The sequence below is a fragment of the Halorubrum sp. SD683 genome, assembly GCF_002135045.1.
GTDB lineage: Archaea > Halobacteriota > Halobacteria > Halobacteriales > Haloferacaceae > Halorubrum > Halorubrum ezzemoulense.
In genome coordinates, this window is sequence record NZ_NEWJ01000044.1 from 1 (window position 1) to 22,387 (window position 22,387).

The window sequence follows — 22,387 nt, forward strand, 5'->3', positions numbered from 1 at the left end:
CGACCGATTCCGACCCAAACACATCTAGCGGAATCATCCGTGTCGGACACCGCTGACGCGGTGTCCTTGTCCTCTTCGACACGACAGCGACAGCTCGCCAGTATCAACAATCTCCTACAGAAGAGCGTATTAGAACATTACGGTAGGTGTCCGCAAGGGCTTCCGCTGTGTCGATTGCGCGGAAAGATGTCGATATTTCTCGTGCTCCTCTTTTTAATCTATCTAGGTCGTCGAGCGCACGCTCTATAGCCTCAGCAAGTGTATTCGCATCGCGGGGAGAAAAGAATACCGCGGCGTCGTCAGACACGTATTCATTTATCCCGGGCCGGTCGGTGGCAACGACCGGCGTCCCGCAGGCGAGTGCCTCAATCTGTGTGTTCGGCCCCATCTCGTCGATCGAAGGCAGGATAAAGAGATCTGCGGCACGATAGTGTGTAGGCAGATCAGCGCGGGGGACGAATCCCTCGACAGTGACTGACTCAGAAATACCGAGATCACGAATGTGCTCAAAATCGGGATCACCCGCACCGATAAGGCGAGCGTCAAACGGCCGATCAACTTGCGAAAGCGCATCGAGGAACTGAAAGTAGCCCTTGTGCGCGGAGAAGTCCCCGACGTAGAGGAGTTGAGGTGGGCTTCCTGAGTTGTGTTCTATTCGTGGGTTGAAACGCTCGGCAACACCGGGACGCAGTATGTCCGTGCGTTCCGTTGGGATACCAAAGCTTTCGAGAATATCACGGTGGTACTCGCTGAATGCGAGGGCGCGGTCATACCTCACAGTGCGCGCAAGCCCGTTCTTGAGGATATACCGAAAACGATTTTTTGCCCATGCTGCCGGCTTTTCCCGCTCAAACGATCCGCGTCGAACGGGAGACCATCCGCCGATGTCTGGTCCAATTATAATAGGAACATCGGGTATAATCGACAAGACTGTCGGAAGCACGATAGTGTCCATCGGCAGAACGTGAACTATGTCGTAGTTGCCTACGGAGAGTGCCTCGCGGATACGCCGAGCGTTTAATAGAAATTCTGCCTTGTTCCATTTTGTCCCCCAGAGTTCTGTCGCCTCCCCCAAGTAGCCATATGGTGTTGAAATGAGCATCTCATCAATGTTGCTTGCTGTAAACGCGTAGACATCGGCATCGAACGGTGGATTGTCGGTATCACGGACAGCGTGAATCCAGTCGTGAAATCGCCCGTACCGCCCATCACAAGCGCCGTTATAATACGGCGTGACAAACGCGACTTGCATTTCGTTATCTATCTTGCTATCATTTAGCTGTATTTAAGCCAGTTCGGGAACAGTTAGCAAAATAACTCTGTTTTCTAATTTTGCCACCAGTAATACTAATTGAATAATACATTCTGAGTAGGTGTGATTGATACGTACTACTGTGTGTGAAATATAATATCGTTCGGCGTGACTATGAAATTTCTACACTCACGCGCACGGCTTCTCGTGTGGAGATGACAAGCCTTATGCGCGTTTTGACAGTCCCTTGCGATAATGAGCGATTCGAACGATCCGCCGGACGAATCGGACTCGTCCCCGTCCGATCTCCTCGCGCGGTGGTATCACGTTCCCGCCCTCCTCGGCGTGGTCGCATTCATGTTGTGGACGCGACTGCGCTCGTACGGGAATTTCGTACAGAACGGCGAGGTGTACTTCCGGGGGAACGACCCGTGGTACCACCTCCGCACAACGAGTTACCTCCTCGAAAACTGGCCGAATACGCTCCCGTTCGACGTCTGGACCGGCTTCCCGCTCGGAACGAACGCCGGCCAGTTCGGTACTCTCTGGGATCACATCATGGCGGTCGGCATCTGGGTCGCCCGACCGATCATGGGCAGTACCGAGGAGGTCATGCTCGTCATGGCCCCAATCGCCGGCGCGCTCGTCGCGGTGCCGACGTACTTCATCGCGCGTCGTTTCGTTGACCGCGTGCCCGCACTCGTCGGCGCCGCGACGCTGGCGCTGTTCTCCGGGACGTTCCTCCGGTACAGCCTCGTCGGGTTCCCGGACCACAGCGCGGCTGAGGTCCTCTTCCAGAGCACCGCTATTCTCGCGTTCCTCGTCGCGCTCGGCGTCGCCGAACGCGAGAAGCCGGTGTGGGAGCTCGTGGTCGACCAAGACTGGGACGCGCTCCGTAAACCGATCACCTACGCCGCCGCGGCCGGAGTCGCGCTCGGCCTCTACATGTGGACGTGGCAGCCGGGTATCCTGATGGTCGGCTTCACTGGGATCTTCCTCGCGGTCAAACTCACAAGCGACACGTACCACGGCAAAAGTCCCGAGCCGGTCGCGTTCGCCGGCGCGGTCGCACTGTCGGTCGCTGGCCTGATGCAGGTCATCCCGCTCGATACCTTCCGGTTCGCGGTGAGCGAGTACTCGTTCCTACAGATCGTCACGCCGCTCGCCGTCGCGCTCGGCGCCGTCTTCCTCGCGTGGCTCGCCCGTCAGTGGGAGGCGCGCGACCTCGGGACCAATACCTACCCCGCTGCGGTCGGCGGGCTCATCCTCGCATCTGCGGGATTCGTCTGGCTTGCCCTCCCGTCGCTGTGGTCGACGATAGTAGGTAACCTCCTCAACACCGTCGCCTTCTCCGCGAGCGCCGGAGCTCGCACGATCGGCGAGGCCCAACCGCCCCTCCAAGGTGCCTCCTTCTCGAACTTCGTCCTCTCGCAGTACGGCCTCGCCTTCTTCCTCGCCCTTGCCGCAGTCCTCTACATCGTCGCGCGGCCGTTGTACCGCTCTGACGACACGAACCACACGCTATACATCCCGGCCGCGCTCGCGGTTATCGGCTCCGTCTACGCCGTCCCGCAGGCGTACAGCGCGATCGGCGGCGTCGTCGGCGTCGACTGGCAGGTGATCGGTCTCCTCATCGCCGCCGCCTTCCTCGTCGGTGCGACGCTGCTCGTCGAGTACGACGCCGAGGAGCTGTACTTCGTCGTGTGGGCGGCGTTCATCGGCAGCGCCGCGTTCACCCAAGTCCGCTTCAACTACTACTTCGCCGTCGTCGTTGCGGTCGGCACGGCGTACTTCATCCAGGTCGCGCTCGACGCGCTCGAACTCACCTCCTTCGACGCCCTCCGCGACATCGAGGGATGGCAGGTGCTGACGGCGGTCGCGGTGTTCGCTGTCCTCCTCCTCCCGCTCCTCTTCCCGGCCGCCGGCGCCGCCCCGGTCTGGGTGGAGGGCAACTCGAGCAGTCCCGGCAGCGTCGTCCAGTGGGACGAGAGCCTCCAGTGGATGAACGACGAAACGCCCCAGCCGGGCGAGCTCGAGGGCGCCGACAACCCCATGGAGCTGTACGGCACCTACGAGCGGCCGGCCGACGGCGACTTCGAGTACCCCGAGGGCGCGTACGGCGTCCAGTCGTGGTGGGACTACGGCCACTGGATCACCACGCGGGCCGAGCGGATCCCGAACGCCAACCCGTTCCAGCAGAACGCGGGCGAGGCGGCCGACTACCTGCTCGCACCGAGTGAGGAGGAGGCCGCGGAGGTGCTCGCGAGCCAGAGCACCGAGGGCAACGACACCCGCTACGTGATGGTCGACTGGCAGATGGCGTCGCCGAACTCCAAGTTCAACGCGCCGGTCACCTTCTACTCGGGGAACGAGACGGTCAACGACTTCAACGAGCTACTCTACGAGCGGGTCCAAGGGCAGAACGGGCAGCAGGGAGGACTCCGGCCGGCCCTCCAGACGCGCACCCAGCGCTACCACGAGAGCCAGATGATCCGGCTCTACCAGCACTACGGGAGCGCGGTCGAGCCGGACCCGGTCGTCCTCGACTGGGAGCCGCAGACGGCACAGACCCAGTCCGGCGAGCAGGTCGATATCAAGGTCCTGCCGAGCGAAGGACAGCCGGTCCAGCGGTTCGACAACCTCTCTGCCGCGCGGTCATACGTCGAGGAAGACGGCTCGGCGCAGATCGGCGGCGTGATGGGCGTCCCGACGGACCGCATCGACGCACTCGAACACTACCGGTTGGTCCACGCCACGCAGGCGCCGGGTCGGTCTCCGTACGCCCAGCAGGCGCAGATACTCGCCCAGCGGTTCGGCGTCGACCTCCGGGCGACGTTCGGTCAGTCGCTGTTCGGCGCGTTCAGCGACGACTTCGTCAAGACGTTCGAGCGGGTGCCGGGCGCGACCGTCGAGGGATCGGGCGCGGCCCCCGGTCAGGAGGTCGAGGCGACGGTCGAACTCGAGAAGCCGAACGGACAGACGTTCGAGTACACGCAGTACGCGACCGCGGACGACGACGGGAACTTCGAGTTCACGCTCCCGTACTCGACGACGGGGTACGACGAGTTCGGCCCCGAGAACGGGTACACGAACACGAGCGTCCGCGCGACCGGCCCGTACAATGTCACTACCGAGCGAACGACCGGCGACGACCTCTACACTACACAGCGCGTCGGCCAAGTCGAGGTGACCGAGGGCCAAGTCGTCGGCGCCGACGACGCCGCAGCCACCGTCGAACTCGAAGAGCAAATCGTGGACTGTCCGAGCGGCGACGCCGACTGCCCGGTCGGCGGCGGGAGTGACGGCGGCGGCTCGACGAACTCGACCGACGCGGGATCGCCGCTCGGCGCCGAGCCGACCGCGGCGACGACCGCGAGCGGACTGGTCGCCCCCACCGAGCCCGCGGCCGCCTGATCTCGGGTCTTTCATTACGGACGCTCCGCTTTTTATCGTACGAATGGCCGGACTCCGCGACTGGGCGACGCTGTATCTGAAGGGCGTGGCGATGGGCAGCGCCGACGCCGTCCCGGGCGTCTCCGGCGGCACCATCGCCCTGATCGTCGGGATCTACGAGCGCCTGATCGCGGCGGTCACCGCGGTCGACCCCGAGCGAGCGCGCCGCGTGCTCGCGGGCGTGCGGCCCGGACGCCGCGCCGACGCTCGGGCCGCGTTCCGGGAGGTCGACGGCGCCTTCCTCCTCGTGCTGGGGGGTGGGATCGGGACCGCGGTCGTGACCGTGTTGAGCGCGGTGAACCGCCTGCTCGCCACGCAACCGGTGGCGACGTACGGCTTCTTCTTCGGGCTGATCGCGGCGAGCGCCGCGGTGTTGCTCGGCGACGTCGACCTCTCGACGCCGCGCCGGAAGTCCGCCGCAGTCGCCGGGTTCGCGCTCGCGTTCCTCGCGTCGGGCGTCGCCGCGACCGCGCTCGGGAGCTCGCTGCCGGTCGTCTTCGTCGCCGGGGCGGTCGCGGTCAGCGCGATGGTGCTGCCGGGGATCTCGGGTTCGCTGCTGCTTATCGTCCTCGGCCAGTACGAGTACATGTCCGGCGTCGTGTCTCGATTCGTCGACGGCGCGGGCGCGCTCGCGCTCGGAAACGGGGGAGACGCGCTCGTCGAGACGCTGCCGCCGGTGGCGGCGTTCCTGCTCGGCGGCGTCGGCGGGCTCTTCACGATCGCCCACGCCGTCCGATACGCGCTAGCCCGGGCGCGGGCCGCGACGCTCGCCTTCCTCGTGAGCCTGATCGTCGGGGCGCTGCGCGCGCCGCTCGTGGAGGTGTCCGCCCGGCTGGCCGAGAGCGGCGAGTCGTGGCGGGCGGCCGCCCCGCGGTTCGCGCTGGCGGCGCTCGTCGGTGCCGGGCTCGTGGCCGTTCTGAATCGTTACTCCGCGGCGATCGAGTACTGAGCGGCGGGTCCGGTCGCGGCCAAGAAGGGAAAGCGGGTCACAGCTAGTCTGCCGTCACCAACCACCCCCAAATGGGTGGCCTTGTCGGTGGCCCGGGTTCTGGCCGACCTTACAGAGAACAGAGGGGAGAGCCCACAACAGTCGTGGAGGAAGTCAAGCTGGTTCGGTCCGGAACCGAGTGATCGGAACATCGATGACATCGTCGTAGCCGTCGTCGGCACCGACCAACAGCACCCCGCTGACGTGGGCTGCTGTCCCGAGCGCAAAAGCATCATCGAGTGCTGGCGAGTAGCGGAATTTGAAGTCGGCTGCTCGCGCCCATGTCTGTTCGGTGTCGATGCGACGGATGCCACTTTCCTCGAGGACGTCGACGACGGCATCAGCCCGGTCCTCGCCGTCGATTGCCCGCACGATATAGTGGACCTCGGCAAGATTGATCGCCGAGATGTAACCGTCTGCTGCGCCTTCAATGGCGTCAACGTACGTTTCGACGGTGTCGCTCCCTGGTTCGTTACAAAAACACGCGATTAGTGGTTCAGCGTCGAAGACGATCGTTTCGGGAATCTCAGCGCAGTCCGTCGTTCGTCAGCCTCGTCGTCACCGGCGTAGCGCTGTCGCAACTCTTCTTCACTGGCTTTGTCCGCTGTACGTTCCTCTTGGAAGCGCTCCGTTGCTGAGCACCCCTGCTAATCGGTTTTTCCTTCCAAAACTCCACGCAGGTCTGTAACCGAGCGGATGGGGCGGACAACGATGTCGCCCTCTTCAGTGCGAATGAACTTCACACGGCCGGGCGTGTCGATACCCAACTCCTCACGGAACTTCTTCGGGATTGTGGCTTGCCCGCGCGACGTTACGGACACCACCTTTTCAGACTCCGTCTCGCTTATACTATTTCTTATTAATACTTTTGTTTGGTCATATAAAACGCTAGCGTTGAGTTAGGTAGTTAATAGATCAGATCAGACATTGACTCGCCGGTCTCGAGTGTGCGGCCCGTCGTGGACCCTGACTCGACACCTAGAGTAGCTCGCAACGCCTTTTCAGTGTCCGCCCGTACAGCCGCGTATGGTCCAGATGGAATCCGACTCGGAACTCGACCGCGACGGCGCCGCGCCCGACTTCGAACTGCCCGGCGCGGACGGCGAAACCCACGCGCGCGACGACTTCGAGACGGACGCGCTGCTCGTCGTGTTCACGTGTAATCACTGCCCGTACGCGAAGGCGAAGATCGACCTGCTGAACGAGATTGCGGCCGAGTACGACGACCTCGCGGTCGTCGGGATCAACCCCAACGACGCCGACGCATACCCGGAGGACTCCTTCGAGGCGATGCGCGAGGCCGTCGCCGACGGCACCGTCGCGTACGACGCGTACCTTCGCGACGAGACCGGCGAGGTCGCGGCCGCCTACGACGCCGTCTGTACGCCCGACCCGTTCCTCTTCAGCCGCGAGGACGGCGAGTGGCGGCTGCGCTACCACGGCCGGCTCGACGACGCGCTCAACCCCGACGACGAGCCGACAGAGTTCTACATCCGCGACGCAGTCGACGCCGTCCTCGCGGGTGAGGACGTCGAGATTCCGGACCGGCCCTCGCGCGGCTGCTCCATCAAGTGGCCCGGCGAGTAGCGGACGGTAGTGAGCGACCGACGCCCTCCCGAAGTCGGAACGCCGCACTAACAGAGACGACTTAACAAGGGACCGGGTCGAACGGGTGGTATGAGCATGAAAGGCGACGAGCCGGACCTTCACGAGATCGACCGGTACGACGGCGGCGTCGGCTGGATCGCGTACCCCGACGAGACGATGGAGCGCGCGAGCCACGCGTTCGCGGTCGAGAACGAGGAGGCGGACGCGGACGACGTGTGGGTCGTCGACCCGGTCGACGCGGCCGGTGTCGACGACCTCCTCGACGGGCTTGGCTCCGTCGCCGGCGTCGTGGTCGGACTGGACCGCCACGTGCGCGACAGCGGCGAACTCGCCGCCCGCCACGACGCCCCGGTGTACGTCCCCGAGTGGATGACCGGCGTCACCGAGGATCTCGGCCCCGATGTCGACGTCGAGCGGTTCGGGTCGCGGCTCGCGGACACCGGCTTCGAGGCGATCCGGATCCGCGACTCGTCGGTGCCGCCGTGGCAGGAGGTCGGGCTCTTCGACGGCGAGACGCTGATCGTCCCGGAGTCGCTCGGGTCCGCGTCGTACTTCCGCGGCGACCGCGAGCGCCTCGGCGTCCACCCGATGCTGCGGCTCACCCCGCCGACGAGCGCGCTCTCCGGGCTCGACCCCGAGCGCGTGCTCGTCGGTCACGGCGTCGGCGTCCACGAGCGAGCCGCGGTCGCCGTCGAGGACGCCATCTCGGACTCGCGGCGCAAGGCGCCCGGGCTGTACGCGAAGACGCTCGCGTCCGCGCTGCCGTTCTGAACGCGACCGAGCGGGACGACCCGTGCGTGTCCTTTTGCCAATCCGTCCCATAGCGGAGGTCGAACAGTGATCTACGTCACCCGCGACCTACTGGCCGTACTCCGCGAGCGCGCCGCGAGCGAGGACCCAGACGGTGTGAACGTCCGGCTCTCCGCGACGCCGGCCGGCGAGTTCGAGGCCGACATCGGGCTCGACCCGGAGACGCCGGTGGTGACTCACTTCACGCTGCCGTCGGTCGGGAATTCGGTCAACTCCGTGTTCGGCGTCGACCTCGGCACGCCGGCCGGCGAGGGGGGCGCGCGGTTCCTCTCGCACCCGGACGGGTTCCTCGGGGTGTCGCGCACCGACGACCTCGCGGCCGTGGTGATCGTCGCCGTCCCGCCGTACGACGGCGACTCTGTCGCGGCCTTCGACCGCTCCGGAACGGGAGTCGAACTGGCGGTCGTCGACGCCGCTCCGCCGAGCGAATCCGTGCCGGAGTGAGCGGAGAACAGGGGTTTCAAGCCGTCGGAGGGAATACCCCGGCGTAATGGCAGCACGGCCACCCGGCGGCGGCGACACGAAAGAGCCCGAGGCTATCGAGTTCGGTATCGCCGCGCTCGACGCCCGGCTCGACGAGGCGGACGTGTCGTTCCCCGCGACGACCGCGGAGCTCCGCGACGCGCTGGGCGATCAGGAGGTGCCCTACGACGCGCAGGGGCGCTCCCTCGCGCTCGCGGACGCGCTCGACCGCGTGCCGCAAGAGAAGTTCGAGAACGAGACCGAGTTCCTCGACGCCCTGTACCCGGTGTTCGACGAGGCACGCCGCGAGGAGCGCGGCGTGATCGCCAGCCTCCGCGACGCGTTGCCGTTCTGAGCGGGAGCCAAGGGGGTCTGGGAGCGGCCGGCCGCGCCTAGCGCGCCTCCGAGCGCGCCTCGACCTCCGGCGCCTCCTCGTCGGGCTCGCCGGCGTCGTATCGTTCGATGACGTCGTTGATTAGGACGACGTCGCCGACGGCGCGGACCCAGCGGTACGGAACGATGACGCCGGTCGAGCCGCCCACCTGCCCGGCGAACAGCTCGTGGTTGAGTTCGGCGAGCGCGAGTCCGGTCACGGCGCGGGCGTCCAGATCGAGCTGGATGTCCTCGACTTCGCCGACGAAGACGCCGTTGCTCGAGTACACCTCGCGACCGACGAGCGACGTGATCTCCTCGGGGGCTGCGTTCATACTCGGTACGGTCACGAGCGCGCCTATTAAGCGTTCGTTGTCGAACGACGCGCGTCGGACGGTGAGCGCGGGCTGGTCCCGCGGCCCGGGTTCCCGCCGCGCGCCGACGGCAGGAGGTTTTTCATAATTCGACCGTGAGGGATTCGTATGGCGACGAACACCTCGGAGCCGGACCCGACAGACGGCGGGGACTTCGACTACACCGGCGGGACGGTGGAACGGCCGGATCTCGTCGACGCGCTCGATCGCCGAGTGGACGGCGACGTGCGGTTCGACGACTACTCGAAGCGGCTGTACGCGACCGACGCCTCGGCGTACGAGGTCACGCCGATCGGCGTCGTGATCCCGGAGTCGACCGCGGACGTGGCCGCGGTCCACGAGTACTGCTTCGAGGAGGGGATCCCCGTCCTCCCCCGCGGCGGCGGTACCTCGCTCGCCGGCCAGACCGTGAACGAGGCGGTCGTCCTCGACCTGACCGACGAGATGGACGGCGTGCTGTCGACGGACCCCGACGCGGAGACCGCCCGCGTTCAGGCTGGCGCGTACGTGGGCGACCTCAACGCCGCGGTCGAACCGGCCGGGCTGAAGTTCGCACCCGACCCGGCGTGGCGCGACAAGTCCGCGGTCGGCGGGGCGATCGGCAACAACTCCACCGGCGCGCACTCGCTGAAGTACGGCAAGACGGACCACTACGTCGAGGAGTTGGAGGTCGTCCTCGCCGACGGCACCGTGACGACGTTCGGCGAGGTGGCGGTCGAGGAGCTCCGCGAGTCAGCGGACCCCGACGCCGACGGGCTCCTCCCGAGGATCCACGCCGAGGTCGTGCGGATCCTCGACGAGGAGGCCGACGAGATCGACGAGCGCTTCCCGGAGCTGAAGCGGAACGTTTCCGGCTACAACCTCGACCGCCTGCTCGCCGAGTACCGCGGCGAGCACGGCGAGGAGGGCGTCGTCAACCTCGGCCGCCTCATGGCCGGCAGCGAGGGGACGCTCGCGACCGTGACTGAGGCGACCGTCTCGCTCGTCGAGATCCCGGAGACGAAGGCGGTCGCGCTGCTGACCTACGAGGACCTCCTCGACGCGATGGAGGACGTCGCCGCGTGCCTCGAACACGACCCCGCCGCTGTCGAGGTAATGGACGACGTCCTCCTCGGGCTCGCGGCCGACACGCCGGAGTTCGAGGATGTCGTCGGGATGTTACCCGACGGCACCGACTCCGTGCTGCTCATCGAGTTCTACGCCGAGGCCGACGCGACGGGAGAACAGAAGGTCGCGGACCTGATCGCGGACCGGGTCGGCGCGGCCGACGGCGCCGCGGGAGCCCGCGTCGAGACGACGACAGACCCGAGCGCGGGCGCCGCAGAGACGACGAGCCACCCTCGCCGCGCAGTCGACGCGCTGGAAGCGCACGACCCGGACGAGCGCGACCGGTTCTGGAAGATGCGGAAGGCGGGGCTACCGATCCTCCTCTCGCGCACCACCGACGAGAAGCACATCTCTTTCATCGAGGACTGCGCCATCCCGCCGGAACACCTCCCGGAGTACACCCGCGAGTTCCAAGAGATTCTGGAGGACAACGACACCTTTGCCACCTTCTACGCGCACGCCGGCCCGGGTGTGTTACACATCCGTCCGCTCATCAACACGAAGGAGGTCGACGACGTGGAGGCGATGCTCGACATCGCCGACCGCGTCACCGACGCGGTGGTCCGGCTCGGCGGCTCCGTCTCGGGCGAACACGGCGACGGCCGCGCGCGGACCCAGTGGAACCGGAAGCTGTACGGCGACGACCTCTGGGAGTCGTTCCGCGACCTCAAGACCGCGTTCGATCCCGACTGGCTCCTCAACCCGGGCAACGTCTGCGGCGATGTCGACATGGGCGAGAACCTCCGGTTCGACGCCGACTACGAGTACGACGCCGGGTTCGACCCCGCGATGGAGTGGGCGGTCGACAACGGGATGCAGGGGATGGTGGAGCTCTGCCACGGCTGCGGCGGTTGCCGCGGCCCGCAGGAGACCACCGGCGGCGTGATGTGTCCCACTTACCGCGCCTCCGAGGAAGAGGTCCAGTCGACCCGCGGGCGGGCGAACATGCTCCGCGGGGCCATCTCCGGCGAGCTCCCGGACGACCCGACGGACGACGAGTTCGTCACCGAGGTGATGGACCTCTGCGTCGGCTGTAAGGGGTGTAAGGTGGACTGCCCGAGCGGCGTCGACATGGCGAAGCTGAAGGCGGAGGTCGAGCACGCCCACCACGAGGAGCACGGGATCGATCTGCGGACGCGGCTGCTCGGACGCTTCGAGTCGCTCGCGCCGCTCGCCTCGAAGCTCGCGCCGCTCTCGAACCTCCCGAACAAGATCCCAGGGAGCGGGCTCATCGCGGAGAAGGCGCTCGGGATCGCGAGGGAGCGGGACCTCCCCGAGTTCCGCTCTGAGACCCTCGTCGACTGGTTCGAAGCCCGCGGCGGCGCGGGCGTCTCGCGCGAGGAGGCCGACCGCGACGTGCTGCTGTTCCCCGACGTGTACACGACCTACACGAACCCCGGCGCGGGGAAGGCCGCGGTGCGCGTGCTGGAGGCCGCGAACTGCCACGTCGAGATCCCGGACGTCGACGGGAGCGGGCGGCCGCCACACTCGAAGGGGATGCTCGACGTGTCGCGCGCGACGGCGAGGGACGCCGTGGAAACGCTCGCCCCCCGGGTCCGGGATGACTGGGAGGTGGTCGTCGTCGAACCGTCCGACGCCGTGATGCTCCAGTCCGACTACCACGACCTGCTCGACGGCGAGGCCAGCGACGTGCCGGACGAGGACGTGGCCGCCGTCTCGGAGAACGCCTACGGCGTCATGGAGTACGTCGACGCCCACCGGCTCGACGAGACTCTCTCCTTCGACGCCCCGACGGAGTCGCTCACCTACCACGGTCACTGTCACCAGAAGGCGACGAAGAAGGACCACCACGCGGTCGGCGTCCTCCGGCGCGCGGGCTACGGCGTCGACCCGCTCGACTCCTCCTGTTGTGGGATGGCGGGCTCGTTCGGCTACGAGGCCGAGCACTACTCGATGAGCAAGGCGATCGGCGAGAACCTCTTCGAGCAGGTGGACGCCAGCGACGGCGACGGTCTCGTCGCCCCCGGAACGTCCTGCCGGACGCAGCTGGAGGAGGGGCCGGGCGAAGTGCCGGAGCCGTCGCATCCCGTGGAGAAGCTGGCGGCCGCGCTGGCGTAGGGGGACGGCTCGTTCGGGCGGTCACCCGGCGTCAGACCACACGTTCGCCCCGGCAAGCGCGATGAGGTACGAGAACGCCGGGAACGTCACCGCGACCACGGCGAGAAACGCCGGGTCAAGCCCGCCGGGGTCCTCGGAGAGCCAACCGGTGTACTGGAGGATCCCAAGCGTGAGGACCACGACGGCCGTGTTGAGCGCATACTCGGAGAGCGGAGGGTTCGGGAACCGCATGCGACCTGCTGGCGCCCTCGGTCACTCAACGCTTTCGACCCGATCTCGTTCGCGCTCGCGACGCCGCGCCAGCAGCCGCTCGATACCCTTCCCCGGTCCGCCCTCGATCGGCCACCCATTCGTGCGCCACTGCGGGGGTTCCGGCGAGAACTCCGGACAGGACCCCGAACACTCCCGCGCGGTGGGGACCTTCCCCTTCGCCGCGCAGTAGGGGACGAGCGCGCGCCCCTCGCGGCGGAGTTCGAAGTGTCGGCAGTCCGGCCGCATCGTGTCGTGGAAGGTGCGCCACCCCTTCCCGTAAGCGCGCTCGGCGATCTCTAGGCGGAGCGTCTCCGTCGCGGCGTCACGTCGCTCGCCCGGTCCGGGAGAGAGGGCGCTCGGGTGCCACGCCACGTCGACCGCGTCGGCGTCGACGCCCGCGGAGAAGTCGGTCGCGAGGACCCCGGCCTCGACGGGCATCTCGCGGAGGAGGGCGGGCTCGACGCGTTCACCGGTCGTTTCGGTCGCGAGCCAGACCTCGTCGGCGAGCTCAGTCTCGACGTCGTGTTCGAGCTGGTCGGCGAGCCTGTCGGCCGCGCTGGCGTCTAGGTCCGGCTTGTTCTCGACCGCGACGATCCGCTCGACCCAGTCCGGATACGGTCGCTTGCGGCGGATCTGGATCCGGTTCCCGTCGCGCCGCTTCTCGATCAGGCCGCGGCCCGCCGCCCGGTGGACCGCCTGTCGAACGTAGCGCCACGGGTAGCCGGGGTCGGGCAGCGCGTCGCGGTACCACGCCCACGCGGCGGGCGCGCCGCGGACGACGTGGAGGAGGTCGGAGTCGATGGCCCGGTCGCCGAACGCGCGCCGCCGTTCGAACGCCGCGGGGCCGACCTCGATCACGACGGTGTCCCAGCGGCGCGCCTGCGTGCCGAGCTGGCGGGCGATGAGCGCGGGACGGCGTCCCTCGCTCGGGTGCCACTCCAGCTCGGCGTACCGACAGACCAGCAGCTCGTAGCCGAACTCGGCGTCGGGCGTCACTGTTCACACCGTCGCGGGGCGCGAACAAAAGCGAAACGCTCGGGGCGGGGGCGCCCGCTGTCGGCCGATCGATCGCGCGCCCGTCCCCGCCCCCCGATCAGACGTACTTCCCGTCCTCCTCGTCTTTCCGCTCGTCGAGGTACACGTGGGCCTCCTCGAGGATCTCGCGCGGGCCGTCTTGGGTGATCGTGTTGAGCGCCTGGTCGTAGTCGCGCCACTGGAGGTCGCGGTGCTCCTTCGAGAGTTCGGCGCTCGCCTCGAACGAGCGGGCGATGAACAGGTGGACCGTCTTGTGGATGGTCTTGCCGTTCGCCTCGAACACGTAGTCGTACTCCTCGCGGAACCCGTCGATCAGCCGGAAATCCTCGATCCCGGCCTCCTCGCCGACTTCTCGTATCGCCGTCTGCTGGAGCTCCTCGTCCCCCTCGACCCCGCCTTTGGGGAACTCCCAGTCCCCCGGTCGGCTCTTCAGGAGCAAGTACTCCCGTTCGCCGCGGGTATCGCGGAAGAGGATGGCTCCGGCACTGGTCGCTTCGACCGTCATTGGCCGCAGGTAAGCGATCACCCCTAAAGAGCGTGTCGGACTCCCGAACGGATCCGAACGGCTTGGCCGCGTCGACCGGTCTTCGGCCGGATTCGCGGCGGGGTCTCGCGCGGCGACCGCGGGTAGGTGCGTTTTTACCGCTCCGGCGGTCATTCACGCACGACCCCCAGCCATGACCTTCGTCACGAAACTCCACTTCGCGTCCGGCGACCGCGACGTGCTCGCCGAGACTGTCCAAGAGCTCAAAGAGACGCTCGAACGCAAGGGCGCCGAGTGTAAGGGCCCGCACGCGAGCCCCTCGGAGCGCGTCACCGTGCCGCTGTACAAGGACCTCTCACCGGGCGACGAGTTCTCGCCGTGGCGCTACGACGTGTATCACCGCTCGATGGAGATCCACGGCGCCGACGACATCGCGCGGTCCGTCGTCGCGCGCGGCTTCCCCGACTCGATCCACGTCGAGGTCGAGGTCGGCCAGAAGAAACCGCTCGGTCACCGGCGCGACTGAGTCGCTCGACGCCGCCGAACCGACCGACGACTCCGGTCACGGCTGCGGTTTTCGCCGCGTCGGAATCCACGCGCCAGCGCCGGCTCAACCGAGCGTCCGGAGGTTCTCCGTCTCGACGCGGTCCGGCAGCCGCGCCAACGCGGCGTCGCACCACGCGTCGTGCCCGAGCGTGAGCGTCGTCTCCGGGTTTGCCGCCGCGAGCGCGGCCACACCCGCCGCCGCGGCGACCTGCGCCGCACCGTCGGTCCGCTCCGGAACCTCGGCGGTGAGCGGGTACGTCTCCGAGAGCGCGGGCGGATACGGCCCGAACGGTGGCTTCACGCGCCACACCGCGTCGTACGCGTGATTCGAGGGGGCCTTCGACTCGGTGAGCAGGAGGTCGTCGGGCGCCGCCAGCCGATCGAGTCGGTCGTGGTGTCGCAACACCTCGGGGCGACGGGCCGCCTCCCGCGAGGTGTAGAAGAACGCGTCCTTCGACCCGGGGTCGGTCCGCTCCAGTTCGTCGGCGTGGTCGAGCAGCGCGCGGTAGCCGTCGAGCATCGCCGGGTGGCCGCGGGCGCGGCGGTCGACCAGCTCCAGCAGCGTCCCCGAGCGGATCGCCTCCTTCACGCGGCGCAGTTCCTCGAAGGTGACGTGGAGGTTGTGCTCGGCGAGCAGCCGCTCCGCCTCGCCGTCGTCGAAGCCGCGGAGGTCCGCCGGCTCGTGGTCGGCGCACACGGGACACGAGCAGGGGAAGTAGTCGAGCGCTTCGAGGTGTTCGGTGCCCGAGACCGTCAGGTAGCGGCCGTCGCGGGCCATCAGCGCGTACGCGGCCGAGTCGAACAGATCGCAGCCAGCAGCCACCGCGAGCGCCAGCATCATCGGGTGGCCGGCCCCGAACAGGTGGACCGGCGCCCCTGGCCCGAGCCCGCGCTTCGCTGCGCGCACCGCCTCGACCACCTCGGCGTAGCGGTACGAGTTGAGCAGCGGCACCATCGCCCCGACCGGGAACACGTCGAGGTCGGTCGCGGCCGCGTGGCGCCCCGCCTCCTCGCGGAGGTCGGCGTACGTCGCCCCCTGGACCGGCCCGTTGACGAGCATCTCGCCGGTCTCGGCGGCCTCGGCGTCTGCGAGCGCCTGCTTCGTCGTCTCGAGCTCTGACTCGGCGCGCTCGCGGTCGGCGTCCGGGGGCGTCGGCACGTCGACGGGCGTCGCCACGTCGCTGCCGATCTGTCGCTGGAACTCGATTATCTCCTCGGTCGTCACGTCGATGTCGCCGTACTCGGCCAGCTGGAAGGAGCCCGAGTCGGTCATGATCGCGCCGTCGAAGCCGAGGAACTCGTGGAGCCCCTCGTCGAGCACGCGGTCGCGGATGCGGTCCGTGCTGCGGATGATGTAGGAGTTCGTGATCAGCATCTCCGCGCCGAACTCCTCGCGGAGCCGCTCCGGCTCGATCGTGAGCACGTTGGGGTTGACCACGGGCAGGAGCGCCGGCGTCTCGACCGTGACGTCGGCGCGGGGGACCGTCAGCCGACCGATCCGCCCGGCGGCGTCGTGGTCCCGGATCTCGAAGTGATCGCGCATACCCGGACTGCGCGGACGCGAGCGGTAAGGGTTGCGTTCGGCGGCGAGCGCGCCCGCAGGGGCCGCCGCCCGGCGCGGGCGGGGCTCAGAGCCCGGTCGGATGCGAGAGGTACGTCGTCTCGACGCCCCAGTCGGCGGTCAGCGACTCCAGCGCCCGAACGCCGAACGTCTCCGTCGCGTAGTGGCCGGCGAGGAAGACTGTCACCCCGGCCTCGCGGGCGTCGTGGTACACCTGTTGTTTCCCCTCGCCCGTGATCAGCGCGTCCGCGCCCGCCGCGACCGCCTCGTCGAGCCAGTCTACCCCGGAGCCGGTGACGACCGCGACCCGTTCGACCTCGTCGGGCCCGAAGTCCAGGACGCGCGTGGGCGACGGCTCGCCGTCCGGTTGGCCCTCGAACCCGTCGAGCGTCTCGCGGAGCGCGTCCGCCGAGCGCGGCGCCGCCGTCTCCCCGATCGTGCCGATCGTCACCGGGCCGATCTCGCCGAAGGGGTCGCGGTCTTCGAGTCCGATCTCGGTGGCGACGCCCGCCGCGTTGCCCAGTTCCCGGTGGCCGTCGAGCGGGAGGTGCGAGACGTACAGCGCGATGTCGTGCTCGATGAGCGCCGCGATCCGGTCGTGGACGCGACCGGTCACGCATTCGATGCCGCCCCACGAGAGCCCGTGGTGGACCACGAGGACGTCGGCGCCCGCGTCCGCGGCGGCCTCGATCGTCGCCGTCGCGGCGTCGACCGCGAAGGCGACCCGTTCGACCTCGGGGTCGTCGGCGGGTCCGGTGCCCGGGCTAGCGGCCTCGCCGCCCGGGCCGACCTGAAGGCCGTTCGCGCTCGCGTCGACGTCGGCGTACGCGGCCGTGTCGAGCTCCTCGTCGAGTCGGTCGACGTACTCGGAGAGCTTCATACCGGTCGGTGTGCGTGTCGGCGAATAAAGGGCGCGGAGCGGGCGCGGTCGAGAACGTCGGGGCCGGCGGTCGGGGGTCAGTCGTCGAGCTCCTCGGCGACGGAGTCCGGGACCGCGTCCGGGGAGCCGACCCCGGCGTCGGGAGCGTCCGACTCGGCCGAGTCGCCCGTCTTCGGCGTGAAGTCGGGGTCGAACAGCCGGAGCGCCGTGCGGATCGTCTCCCAGTCGTCCTCGCCGGCCGCGTCTCGGAGCGAGCGCGTCGGGGCGGCGAGCAGCTGGCCGACGAGGGCGTCGGCGAGGTCGGCGACCGTCTGACGCTGCTCGTCCGTGAGGTCGCCCTGCGCCTCCAGCTTCGACATCGCGAGGTCGAGCTCGCGCGCCTTCACCCGGTCCGCGCCGGCGTACATCGCCGAGATGGCGTCGTCGGCGCGCTTGCGCTTGTACGCCTCGAGGATGCGGTCGAGCTCCGCGTCGATGATCGACTCGACCTCGCGCGCCTCCGCGGCGCGGCTCTCCCTAGTCCGCTGGGTCACGTCTTCGAGGTCGTCGATGTCGAAGACGGTCACGCCCTCGCGCGCGCCGGCCGCCGGATCGACGTCGCGGGGCTGCGCGATGTCGATACAGACGACCCGGCCGGCGCCGTCGACGTACGACGGGTGGACGACGAGGTCGGGGCTGCCGGTCGCGGTGACGACGAGGTCGGCGTCGGGGACCACGGCGGGGAGGTCCGCGAGCGGCACCGCCTCCGCGGGCGTGTCGACCTCCTCGGCGACGAACTCCGCGTGCGGGACGGTGCGGTTCGCGACGACGATGTCCGAGACCGGCGTGTCGTCGAGCGCCCGGGCCGCGAGCGTCCCCATCTCGCCGGCCCCGACGACGACGGCCGAGCCGTCGGTGAGGTCGATCTCGTCCGCCGCGAGCCGGACCGCGGCGGAACCGAGCGAGACGACGCCCTCGTTGATCTCGGTTTCCGTCCGCGCCCGCTCCCCGACGTGGAGCGCCTTCGTCACGGCGTCCTTGAGGACGGGGCCGATGCCGCCGGCGGACTTCGACTCCTCGTAGGCCTCCCGCAGCTGCCCGATGATCTGGTCTTCGCCGAGCACGAGCGACTCCAGCCCGGAGGCGACGCGCATCAGGTGTTCCAGGCTCTCCTCGTGGTCGAGGCGGCGGACCGCGCCGCCGCGGACGTCCGGCGCGAACGTCGACAGCGCCGTCGTGCCGTCGACGGTCCGGTCGGTGACGACGTACGCCTCCGAGCGGTTACACGTCTGCACCGCGAACGCCTCTTCGACCCCTTCTCGCGCGAGCAGGTCGGAGACGGTCGCGCGGACGCCGTCGCCGCCGGCGGCCTCGATCTCGTCGACGGTCGCGTCGGCGTGGGCGACGCTCACGCCGGCGATCGCACCCGTCTCTCTCATCGGTCGAGTACCTCTTCGATCACGGTGTCGGCCTCTTGCCGTCCGTTGGATCTCCCCTTTTGTAAACCCTTCCAAACCCCCCGGGATCTGACAACGCGGCGAACCGCTTCCCGGCGTTTCTCGGGAGGTATACCCTCGGATTTCAGTTCCTCGCGGATCTCGCCAGAGAGCGCCGCCATCTCGCCCGCCCCCTCTATCTCGGCCTCGATCCGCTCGCGTAACGCCTTCGCGAGCGCGGGGCTGGTCCCGCCCGTCGAGAGCGCGACGGTCACCGGCTCGTCTTCCACCGTCGCGGGCACCACGACGCTCCCGGGGTCGCGACCCCCGGAGACATCGGTCCGGTTGACCAAGATCCCGCGGTCGAGCGCGGCCGACTCCACGGCGGCGTTGACCGCGGCGTCGTCGGTCGCGGCGACCGCGAGCGCGGGACCGAGCCGATCGATCCAGCCGGCGACCGCGTCGGCGTCCGGAGCGGCGCGTAGCAGTTCGATCGCGGTGTCGCGCTCCGCCTCGGGGTCGTCGGGCGAGGGCAATCGCTCGTCGAAGTCGGGACTCACGACCACGACGCGCGCGGCCTCGTCGAAGCCGCGGGCCTTCCGCGAGCCGACGGCGCCGCCGCCGAAGACGACCACCGTCTCGCCCGCGAAGTCGTGGTACAGCGGCGTCACGGACGGCCTCCGGTCCCCGCGATTCGGGGAGTCACGCCGTGTTGCTGTCCGCCCGGTCCGCGATGCGGATACCGGTCTTCTTCAGGATGCGCGTCGAGAACAGGGTGTCCCAGTCGTCCGCGCCGACGTCCCAGTAGTCGTCCATCAGCTCCCTGACCTCGGCGATCCGGCGCTCGCTCTCGGCCTCGGTGCGGCCGTGCGTCATGGCGAAGAAGTTGTACTCCCAAACGCCGGCGTGGCGCGGGCGCTCGTAGCAGTGCGTGACGAAGCCTAGGTCGGCGACGGCGGGGCCGACCTCGTCAAGGGCGTCTTCGGGCACGTCCCAGACGGTCATCCCGTTCTCCGTGTAGCCGAGCGCGTAGTGGTTTGGGATGACGCCGACGCGGCGCACCTTCCCCTCCCGCTCGAACCGCTTGATCGTCTCGATCACCCAGTCCACGTCGGCGCCGACCGCAGCGGCCACGTCGGCGTACGGCGTCTCGGTCACCGGGAGCCCGCCCTGGATCTCGACGACGAGGTCGCGCTCGTCGGGCGTCAACGTTCCGCGGTCGCTGGGCGAGACATCGGGCCCGAGCCCCGAGAGGTCCACGTCGCCGTCGGGGACCGGGCCGTCGACGAGGAACTTCGCGCCGACGTGGAACTCCCGGAGCTTCGGGAGGTTGTACGTCTCCTGGCCCGTCGCGTCCTCGATCTCCGCGAGCACCTCCTCGACGCGGTCGCTCCCGTCCTTGTCGGGGTCCGGGTGGTCCGCGACGCTCACCACGAACCACATGTTGAGGTGCGGGTGCTCCCGCTCGTAGTTGTGTGCGACCGCGGTGAACTCGTTCACCGTCTCCACGACCTCGTCGTAGCGGTCCTCGGGCGCGTGCATCGCGACGAGCGAGGCGGCGCCGCCGATCTCCTCGGCGTTGACGAGCGCGCCGAACCGCGAGAGGATCCCCTCCTCGTCGAGCTCGCGGACGCGCTCGCACAGCTCCGGTCCCGTCACGTCGACGCCGCGCTCGCGGAGCGCGGCCGCCGCCGCGTCGAAGGGGCGCTCCGCGACCGGGAAGCCGCCTTGGAACGCGTTGATGATCGCGCGGTCGAGCGCCGTCAGGTCCGCGTCGACCTCCTGCATGGACCGACCTCGGGGCCGCGCGAGAATAAGCGATCCGACCTGACGCCGCGCCGCCGCGGCGGAGGGTGACCGTCGACGCCCGGCGCGCTCCGGGAGCTACCCGTCCACGTCGCGGGCGATGTCGGCGAGCGACGACCGCGGCCCGCGGTCCGCGTCGTACACGGTCCGCTCGCCGGGGATCCGCAGCCCGTACAGCTCGCCGGACACCACCACGTCGAGGACGACGCTCTCGCCCGGCTCCCGGCCGTTCGCGTCGAGCCACTCGACCAGCCGGTTCGTCCCCTCGCCGGACTCGCGCGCCAGCCGCCGGTTGTCGAACGCGCCGCGGAGGAGCCGCCCGCGCGAGTCGGCCGCGACACGCGCGTGGTACTCGTCGCGACCGATCGCGACGCGGATCAGGTCCCCCTGACTCACTCCGAGCGCGTCGCAGGTCCCGGACTCGACGCGCCCGTCGAGCGCGTCGTCGTCGGGAAGTCTGACGCAGGGGCGGCGAGTGCCGCCGCTCCGGGCGACCGAGACGCGAACCGAGGAAACGTCCTCGCCGTCGGAGGGAACGCGAGGCATCGAAGCGCCGTTACTCGTCGGCGTCGTCGTCGCCCTCGCCGAGCGCGGCCGCCACGTCGCCGTCGCCGTCGACGACGCTCGCGTTGATCTGCGCGATGTCGTCGTCGACCTCGCGGCCGCGGACGGTTATCCGCTTGCGCTCGCCCTCGCGGGAGGGCTCGAAGCCGACGCCGCCCTCGAGGAGGAGCTCCTTCAGGCGGGTGCCGGAGACGTCTTCGCGCATCGGGCGCCCGGTTTCGTCGGAGCCGCCGGTGAGTTCGATCGTATGGTCGGAGAGCCCGACGGCGTCGCCGCCGATCTCGTCGCCGAGTTCGCGACCGAGGAATCGGTTGGCGTCCTGTCCGTCGACCTCTCGCTGGAACGTCTCGCCGGTCTCGGGGTCGGCGACGACGACTTTGAATTCGGCCATGCCCGAACGCAGACCCCCGCGCATAAAAAGCACGTCGAAACGTCGGAACCGCGCGCCGCGCAGCGCTCAGTCGGCTGCCCCGCCGACGCGCACGATCCGGCGCTCGCCGTCGCCCCACGGCCCCTCCACGAACGCGGTCTCGACCGCGCGGGCGACGGCGTCGGGGTCGTCCGGACCGCCGGCGTCGGCGACGCTCCCGACCGAGCCGGGATCGAACGACAGGCCGAGCGCGTCGTAGACCGGTTCGGTGACCGACGCGATCGGCGCGGCGTCCGCCGCCGAGACGACGAGGACGCCGGCGACAAGCGCCGCGTCGGCGCGCACGCGCTGCGCGAGCCCGGCGACCTTCCCGCCGCCCGCGGCCCCGCCGGTTTCCGTCGCACCGCCCCCAGCGACGCGCAGGGAGTGCTCGCCGGGGCAGAACGCGGCCGGGGGCTCGCCGCGGACCACGTCGGCGCCGAGGTCGCGGAGCGCGTCGCGGAGCGTCTCGGTCGCGGTCTCGTACCGGCAGTCGGTCGCCCCCCGGTCGCCGCCGGTCGGTACTGCGACGCCGAACGAGAGCGTCGACCCGGTGTACGCGACCGCGCGACCGCCCACGTCGCGCTCGACGGCAGGGAATCCGGCCGCGCGCGCCGCCCGCTTCGCCCGGTCGAACCCCGGCTCGCGGGCGTCCCGCCGGCCGAAGGCGACCTGCTTCGGCGGCGCCGTGACGCGGACGGCCGGGACCCCCTCCGCGGCCGACGCGAGCAGGTCGCCCGCCGGCTCCCGGTCGGCCGCCGGGGTCGCGAACTCGCCCCTGTACACGCGCATGGACGTGCCGACGGCGGCGGCACACAAGCCCCTTGCGCCGAGCGCGGTCGCTCGGGGCGGGGAGACACCGAGGGCCCCGGGGGGGCGCCGGGGCGTGACACAACAGTTTTGTCGGCGCTGGAGTTGGTACCGGTATCG

The 22,387-nt window shown here is 69.1% G+C and carries 22 protein-coding genes and 1 pseudogene; 8 read left to right on the forward strand and 15 right to left on the reverse strand.

Going from position 1 to position 22,387, the window contains the following annotated elements:
• Positions 1 to 103 precede the first annotated feature (103 nt).
• Positions 104 to 1,252, reverse strand: a complete 1,149-nt coding sequence (locus tag B9G49_RS11070) for a glycosyltransferase family 4 protein (RefSeq protein WP_086216404.1) — start codon at positions 1,250 to 1,252, stop codon at positions 104 to 106.
• Positions 1,253 to 1,507: 255 nt separating this feature from the next.
• On the opposite strand from B9G49_RS11070, the gene B9G49_RS11075 reads away from it, so the two are divergent.
• Positions 1,508 to 4,666, forward strand: coding sequence for an oligosaccharyl transferase, archaeosortase A system-associated (locus tag B9G49_RS11075; RefSeq protein ID WP_086216405.1), 3,159 nt, complete (start codon positions 1,508 to 1,510; stop codon positions 4,664 to 4,666).
• Positions 4,667 to 4,709: 43 nt separating this feature from the next.
• Complete coding sequence (locus B9G49_RS11080; protein WP_086216406.1) at positions 4,710 to 5,654, forward strand: DUF368 domain-containing protein; 945 nt, start codon at positions 4,710 to 4,712, stop codon at positions 5,652 to 5,654.
• 153 nt (positions 5,655 to 5,807) lie between these two features.
• Here B9G49_RS11080 and B9G49_RS11085 read toward each other — a convergent pair whose 3' ends face one another.
• Positions 5,808 to 6,218, reverse strand: a complete 411-nt coding sequence (locus B9G49_RS11085) for a PIN domain-containing protein (protein ID WP_049929738.1) — start codon at positions 6,216 to 6,218, stop codon at positions 5,808 to 5,810.
• Positions 6,182 to 6,541 (reverse strand): annotated as a pseudogene (locus B9G49_RS17335) (AbrB/MazE/SpoVT family DNA-binding domain-containing protein). Before B9G49_RS17335 ends, B9G49_RS11085 begins: the two are co-directional and overlap by 37 nt.
• Positions 6,542 to 6,719: 178 nt before the next feature.
• On the opposite strand from B9G49_RS17335, the gene B9G49_RS11095 reads away from it, so the two are divergent.
• From B9G49_RS11095 to B9G49_RS11110, 4 genes are all read left to right on the forward strand, one after another.
• Positions 6,720 to 7,280 (forward strand): thioredoxin family protein, encoded by a 561-nt coding sequence (locus B9G49_RS11095; RefSeq protein ID WP_086216407.1) that lies wholly within the window; start codon positions 6,720 to 6,722, stop codon positions 7,278 to 7,280.
• 96 nt (positions 7,281 to 7,376) lie between these two features.
• Positions 7,377 to 8,072 carry a hypothetical protein gene (locus B9G49_RS11100; RefSeq protein WP_086216418.1) on the forward strand — a complete coding sequence of 232 codons (696 nt, stop codon included), beginning with the start codon at positions 7,377 to 7,379 and terminating at the stop codon, positions 8,070 to 8,072.
• Between the two features lie 66 nt (positions 8,073 to 8,138).
• Positions 8,139 to 8,555, forward strand: coding sequence for a hypothetical protein (locus B9G49_RS11105; protein WP_049929741.1), 417 nt, complete (start codon positions 8,139 to 8,141; stop codon positions 8,553 to 8,555).
• Between the two features lie 46 nt (positions 8,556 to 8,601).
• A complete protein-coding gene (locus B9G49_RS11110) occupies positions 8,602 to 8,928 on the forward strand; it encodes a hypothetical protein (RefSeq protein WP_049929742.1) in 327 nt (108 codons plus the stop codon).
• A 37-nt stretch (positions 8,929 to 8,965) separates the two neighbouring features.
• On the opposite strand, the gene B9G49_RS11115 is transcribed toward B9G49_RS11110, so the two are convergent.
• A complete protein-coding gene (locus B9G49_RS11115) occupies positions 8,966 to 9,280 on the reverse strand; it encodes a PRC-barrel domain-containing protein (protein WP_049929743.1) in 315 nt (104 codons plus the stop codon).
• 147 nt (positions 9,281 to 9,427) lie between these two features.
• Here B9G49_RS11115 and B9G49_RS11120 point away from each other — a divergent pair, with 147 nt between their 5' ends.
• Complete coding sequence (locus B9G49_RS11120; RefSeq protein ID WP_086216408.1) at positions 9,428 to 12,505, forward strand: FAD-binding and (Fe-S)-binding domain-containing protein; 3,078 nt, start codon at positions 9,428 to 9,430, stop codon at positions 12,503 to 12,505.
• Between the two features lie 21 nt (positions 12,506 to 12,526).
• Here B9G49_RS11120 and B9G49_RS11125 read toward each other — a convergent pair whose 3' ends face one another.
• From B9G49_RS11125 to B9G49_RS11135, 3 genes are all read right to left on the reverse strand, one after another.
• Positions 12,527 to 12,736: a hypothetical protein gene (locus B9G49_RS11125; RefSeq protein ID WP_086216409.1), complete on the reverse strand. Its 210-nt coding sequence runs from the start codon at positions 12,734 to 12,736 to the stop codon at positions 12,527 to 12,529.
• 21 nt (positions 12,737 to 12,757) lie between these two features.
• Positions 12,758 to 13,753: a DUF5787 family protein gene (locus B9G49_RS11130; RefSeq protein ID WP_086216410.1), complete on the reverse strand. Its 996-nt coding sequence runs from the start codon at positions 13,751 to 13,753 to the stop codon at positions 12,758 to 12,760.
• Positions 13,754 to 13,850: 97 nt separating this feature from the next.
• Positions 13,851 to 14,297 carry a bis(5'-nucleosyl)-tetraphosphatase gene (locus B9G49_RS11135; protein ID WP_049929747.1) on the reverse strand — a complete coding sequence of 149 codons (447 nt, stop codon included), beginning with the start codon at positions 14,295 to 14,297 and terminating at the stop codon, positions 13,851 to 13,853.
• Between the two features lie 172 nt (positions 14,298 to 14,469).
• Here B9G49_RS11135 and B9G49_RS11140 point away from each other — a divergent pair, with 172 nt between their 5' ends.
• The gene (locus B9G49_RS11140; RefSeq protein ID WP_049929748.1) at positions 14,470 to 14,802 is read left to right on the forward strand and encodes an uS10/mL48 family ribosomal protein; all 333 of its coding nucleotides are present in this window, start codon (positions 14,470 to 14,472) and stop codon (positions 14,800 to 14,802) included.
• 84 nt (positions 14,803 to 14,886) lie between these two features.
• Here the strand turns inward: B9G49_RS11140 and tgtA are convergent, their stop codons facing one another.
• From tgtA to B9G49_RS11180, 8 genes are all read right to left on the reverse strand, one after another.
• The gene (tgtA, locus tag B9G49_RS11145; protein WP_086216411.1) at positions 14,887 to 16,365 is read right to left on the reverse strand and encodes a tRNA guanosine(15) transglycosylase TgtA; all 1,479 of its coding nucleotides are present in this window, start codon (positions 16,363 to 16,365) and stop codon (positions 14,887 to 14,889) included.
• Positions 16,366 to 16,450: 85 nt separating this feature from the next.
• On the reverse strand, positions 16,451 to 17,263 hold the full coding sequence (locus B9G49_RS11150; RefSeq protein WP_086216412.1) for a Nif3-like dinuclear metal center hexameric protein: 813 nt from the start codon (positions 17,261 to 17,263) through the stop codon (positions 16,451 to 16,453).
• Positions 17,264 to 17,340: 77 nt separating this feature from the next.
• Complete coding sequence (hemA, locus tag B9G49_RS11155) at positions 17,341 to 18,681, reverse strand: glutamyl-tRNA reductase (protein ID WP_086216413.1); 1,341 nt, start codon at positions 18,679 to 18,681, stop codon at positions 17,341 to 17,343.
• Positions 18,678 to 19,349, reverse strand: coding sequence for a bifunctional precorrin-2 dehydrogenase/sirohydrochlorin ferrochelatase (locus B9G49_RS11160; RefSeq protein WP_086216414.1), 672 nt, complete (start codon positions 19,347 to 19,349; stop codon positions 18,678 to 18,680). The genes hemA and B9G49_RS11160 overlap by 4 nt, the downstream gene beginning before the upstream one ends.
• Positions 19,350 to 19,380: 31 nt before the next feature.
• Entirely contained in the window at positions 19,381 to 20,466 is a 1,086-nt protein-coding gene (locus tag B9G49_RS11165; RefSeq protein ID WP_086216415.1) for an Lrp/AsnC family transcriptional regulator, read from the reverse strand.
• A 96-nt stretch (positions 20,467 to 20,562) separates the two neighbouring features.
• Entirely contained in the window at positions 20,563 to 21,030 is a 468-nt protein-coding gene (locus B9G49_RS11170) for a hypothetical protein (protein WP_086216416.1), read from the reverse strand.
• Positions 21,031 to 21,040: 10 nt separating this feature from the next.
• Positions 21,041 to 21,439 carry a 30S ribosomal protein S6e gene (locus tag B9G49_RS11175; protein WP_049929755.1) on the reverse strand — a complete coding sequence of 133 codons (399 nt, stop codon included), beginning with the start codon at positions 21,437 to 21,439 and terminating at the stop codon, positions 21,041 to 21,043.
• Between the two features lie 66 nt (positions 21,440 to 21,505).
• Positions 21,506 to 22,249, reverse strand: coding sequence for a lipoate--protein ligase (locus tag B9G49_RS11180; RefSeq protein WP_086216417.1), 744 nt, complete (start codon positions 22,247 to 22,249; stop codon positions 21,506 to 21,508).
• Between the last annotated feature and the right edge of the window lie 138 nt (positions 22,250 to 22,387).

Excerpts from the sequence above, each read along its gene's own strand:
- B9G49_RS11100 (WP_086216418.1), top strand. The coding sequence starts at position 7,377 with ATGAAAGGCGACGAGCCGGACCTTCACGAGATCGACCGGTACGACGGC.
- B9G49_RS11140 (WP_049929748.1), top strand. The coding sequence starts at position 14,470 with ATGACCTTCGTCACGAAACTCCACTTCGCGTCCGGCGACCGCGACGTG.
- B9G49_RS11110 (WP_049929742.1), top strand. The coding sequence starts at position 8,602 with ATGGCAGCACGGCCACCCGGCGGCGGCGACACGAAAGAGCCCGAGGCT.
- tgtA (WP_086216411.1), bottom strand. The coding sequence starts at position 16,365 with ATGCGCGATCACTTCGAGATCCGGGACCACGACGCCGCCGGGCGGATC.
- B9G49_RS11180 (WP_086216417.1), bottom strand. The coding sequence starts at position 22,249 with ATGCGCGTGTACAGGGGCGAGTTCGCGACCCCGGCGGCCGACCGGGAG.
- B9G49_RS11135 (WP_049929747.1), bottom strand. The coding sequence starts at position 14,297 with ATGACGGTCGAAGCGACCAGTGCCGGAGCCATCCTCTTCCGCGATACC.
- B9G49_RS11095 (WP_086216407.1), top strand. The coding sequence starts at position 6,720 with ATGGTCCAGATGGAATCCGACTCGGAACTCGACCGCGACGGCGCCGCG.
- B9G49_RS11075 (WP_086216405.1), top strand. The coding sequence starts at position 1,508 with ATGAGCGATTCGAACGATCCGCCGGACGAATCGGACTCGTCCCCGTCC.
- B9G49_RS11170 (WP_086216416.1), bottom strand. The coding sequence starts at position 21,030 with ATGCCTCGCGTTCCCTCCGACGGCGAGGACGTTTCCTCGGTTCGCGTC.
- B9G49_RS11115 (WP_049929743.1), bottom strand. The coding sequence starts at position 9,280 with ATGAACGCAGCCCCCGAGGAGATCACGTCGCTCGTCGGTCGCGAGGTG.
- B9G49_RS11125 (WP_086216409.1), bottom strand. The coding sequence starts at position 12,736 with ATGCGGTTCCCGAACCCTCCGCTCTCCGAGTATGCGCTCAACACGGCC.
- B9G49_RS11150 (WP_086216412.1), bottom strand. The coding sequence starts at position 17,263 with ATGAAGCTCTCCGAGTACGTCGACCGACTCGACGAGGAGCTCGACACG.
- B9G49_RS11120 (WP_086216408.1), top strand. The coding sequence starts at position 9,428 with ATGGCGACGAACACCTCGGAGCCGGACCCGACAGACGGCGGGGACTTC.
- hemA (WP_086216413.1), bottom strand. The coding sequence starts at position 18,681 with ATGAGAGAGACGGGTGCGATCGCCGGCGTGAGCGTCGCCCACGCCGAC.
- B9G49_RS11165 (WP_086216415.1), bottom strand. The coding sequence starts at position 20,466 with ATGCAGGAGGTCGACGCGGACCTGACGGCGCTCGACCGCGCGATCATC.
- B9G49_RS11080 (WP_086216406.1), top strand. The coding sequence starts at position 4,710 with ATGGCCGGACTCCGCGACTGGGCGACGCTGTATCTGAAGGGCGTGGCG.
- B9G49_RS11175 (WP_049929755.1), bottom strand. The coding sequence starts at position 21,439 with ATGGCCGAATTCAAAGTCGTCGTCGCCGACCCCGAGACCGGCGAGACG.
- B9G49_RS11070 (WP_086216404.1), bottom strand. The coding sequence starts at position 1,252 with ATGCAAGTCGCGTTTGTCACGCCGTATTATAACGGCGCTTGTGATGGG.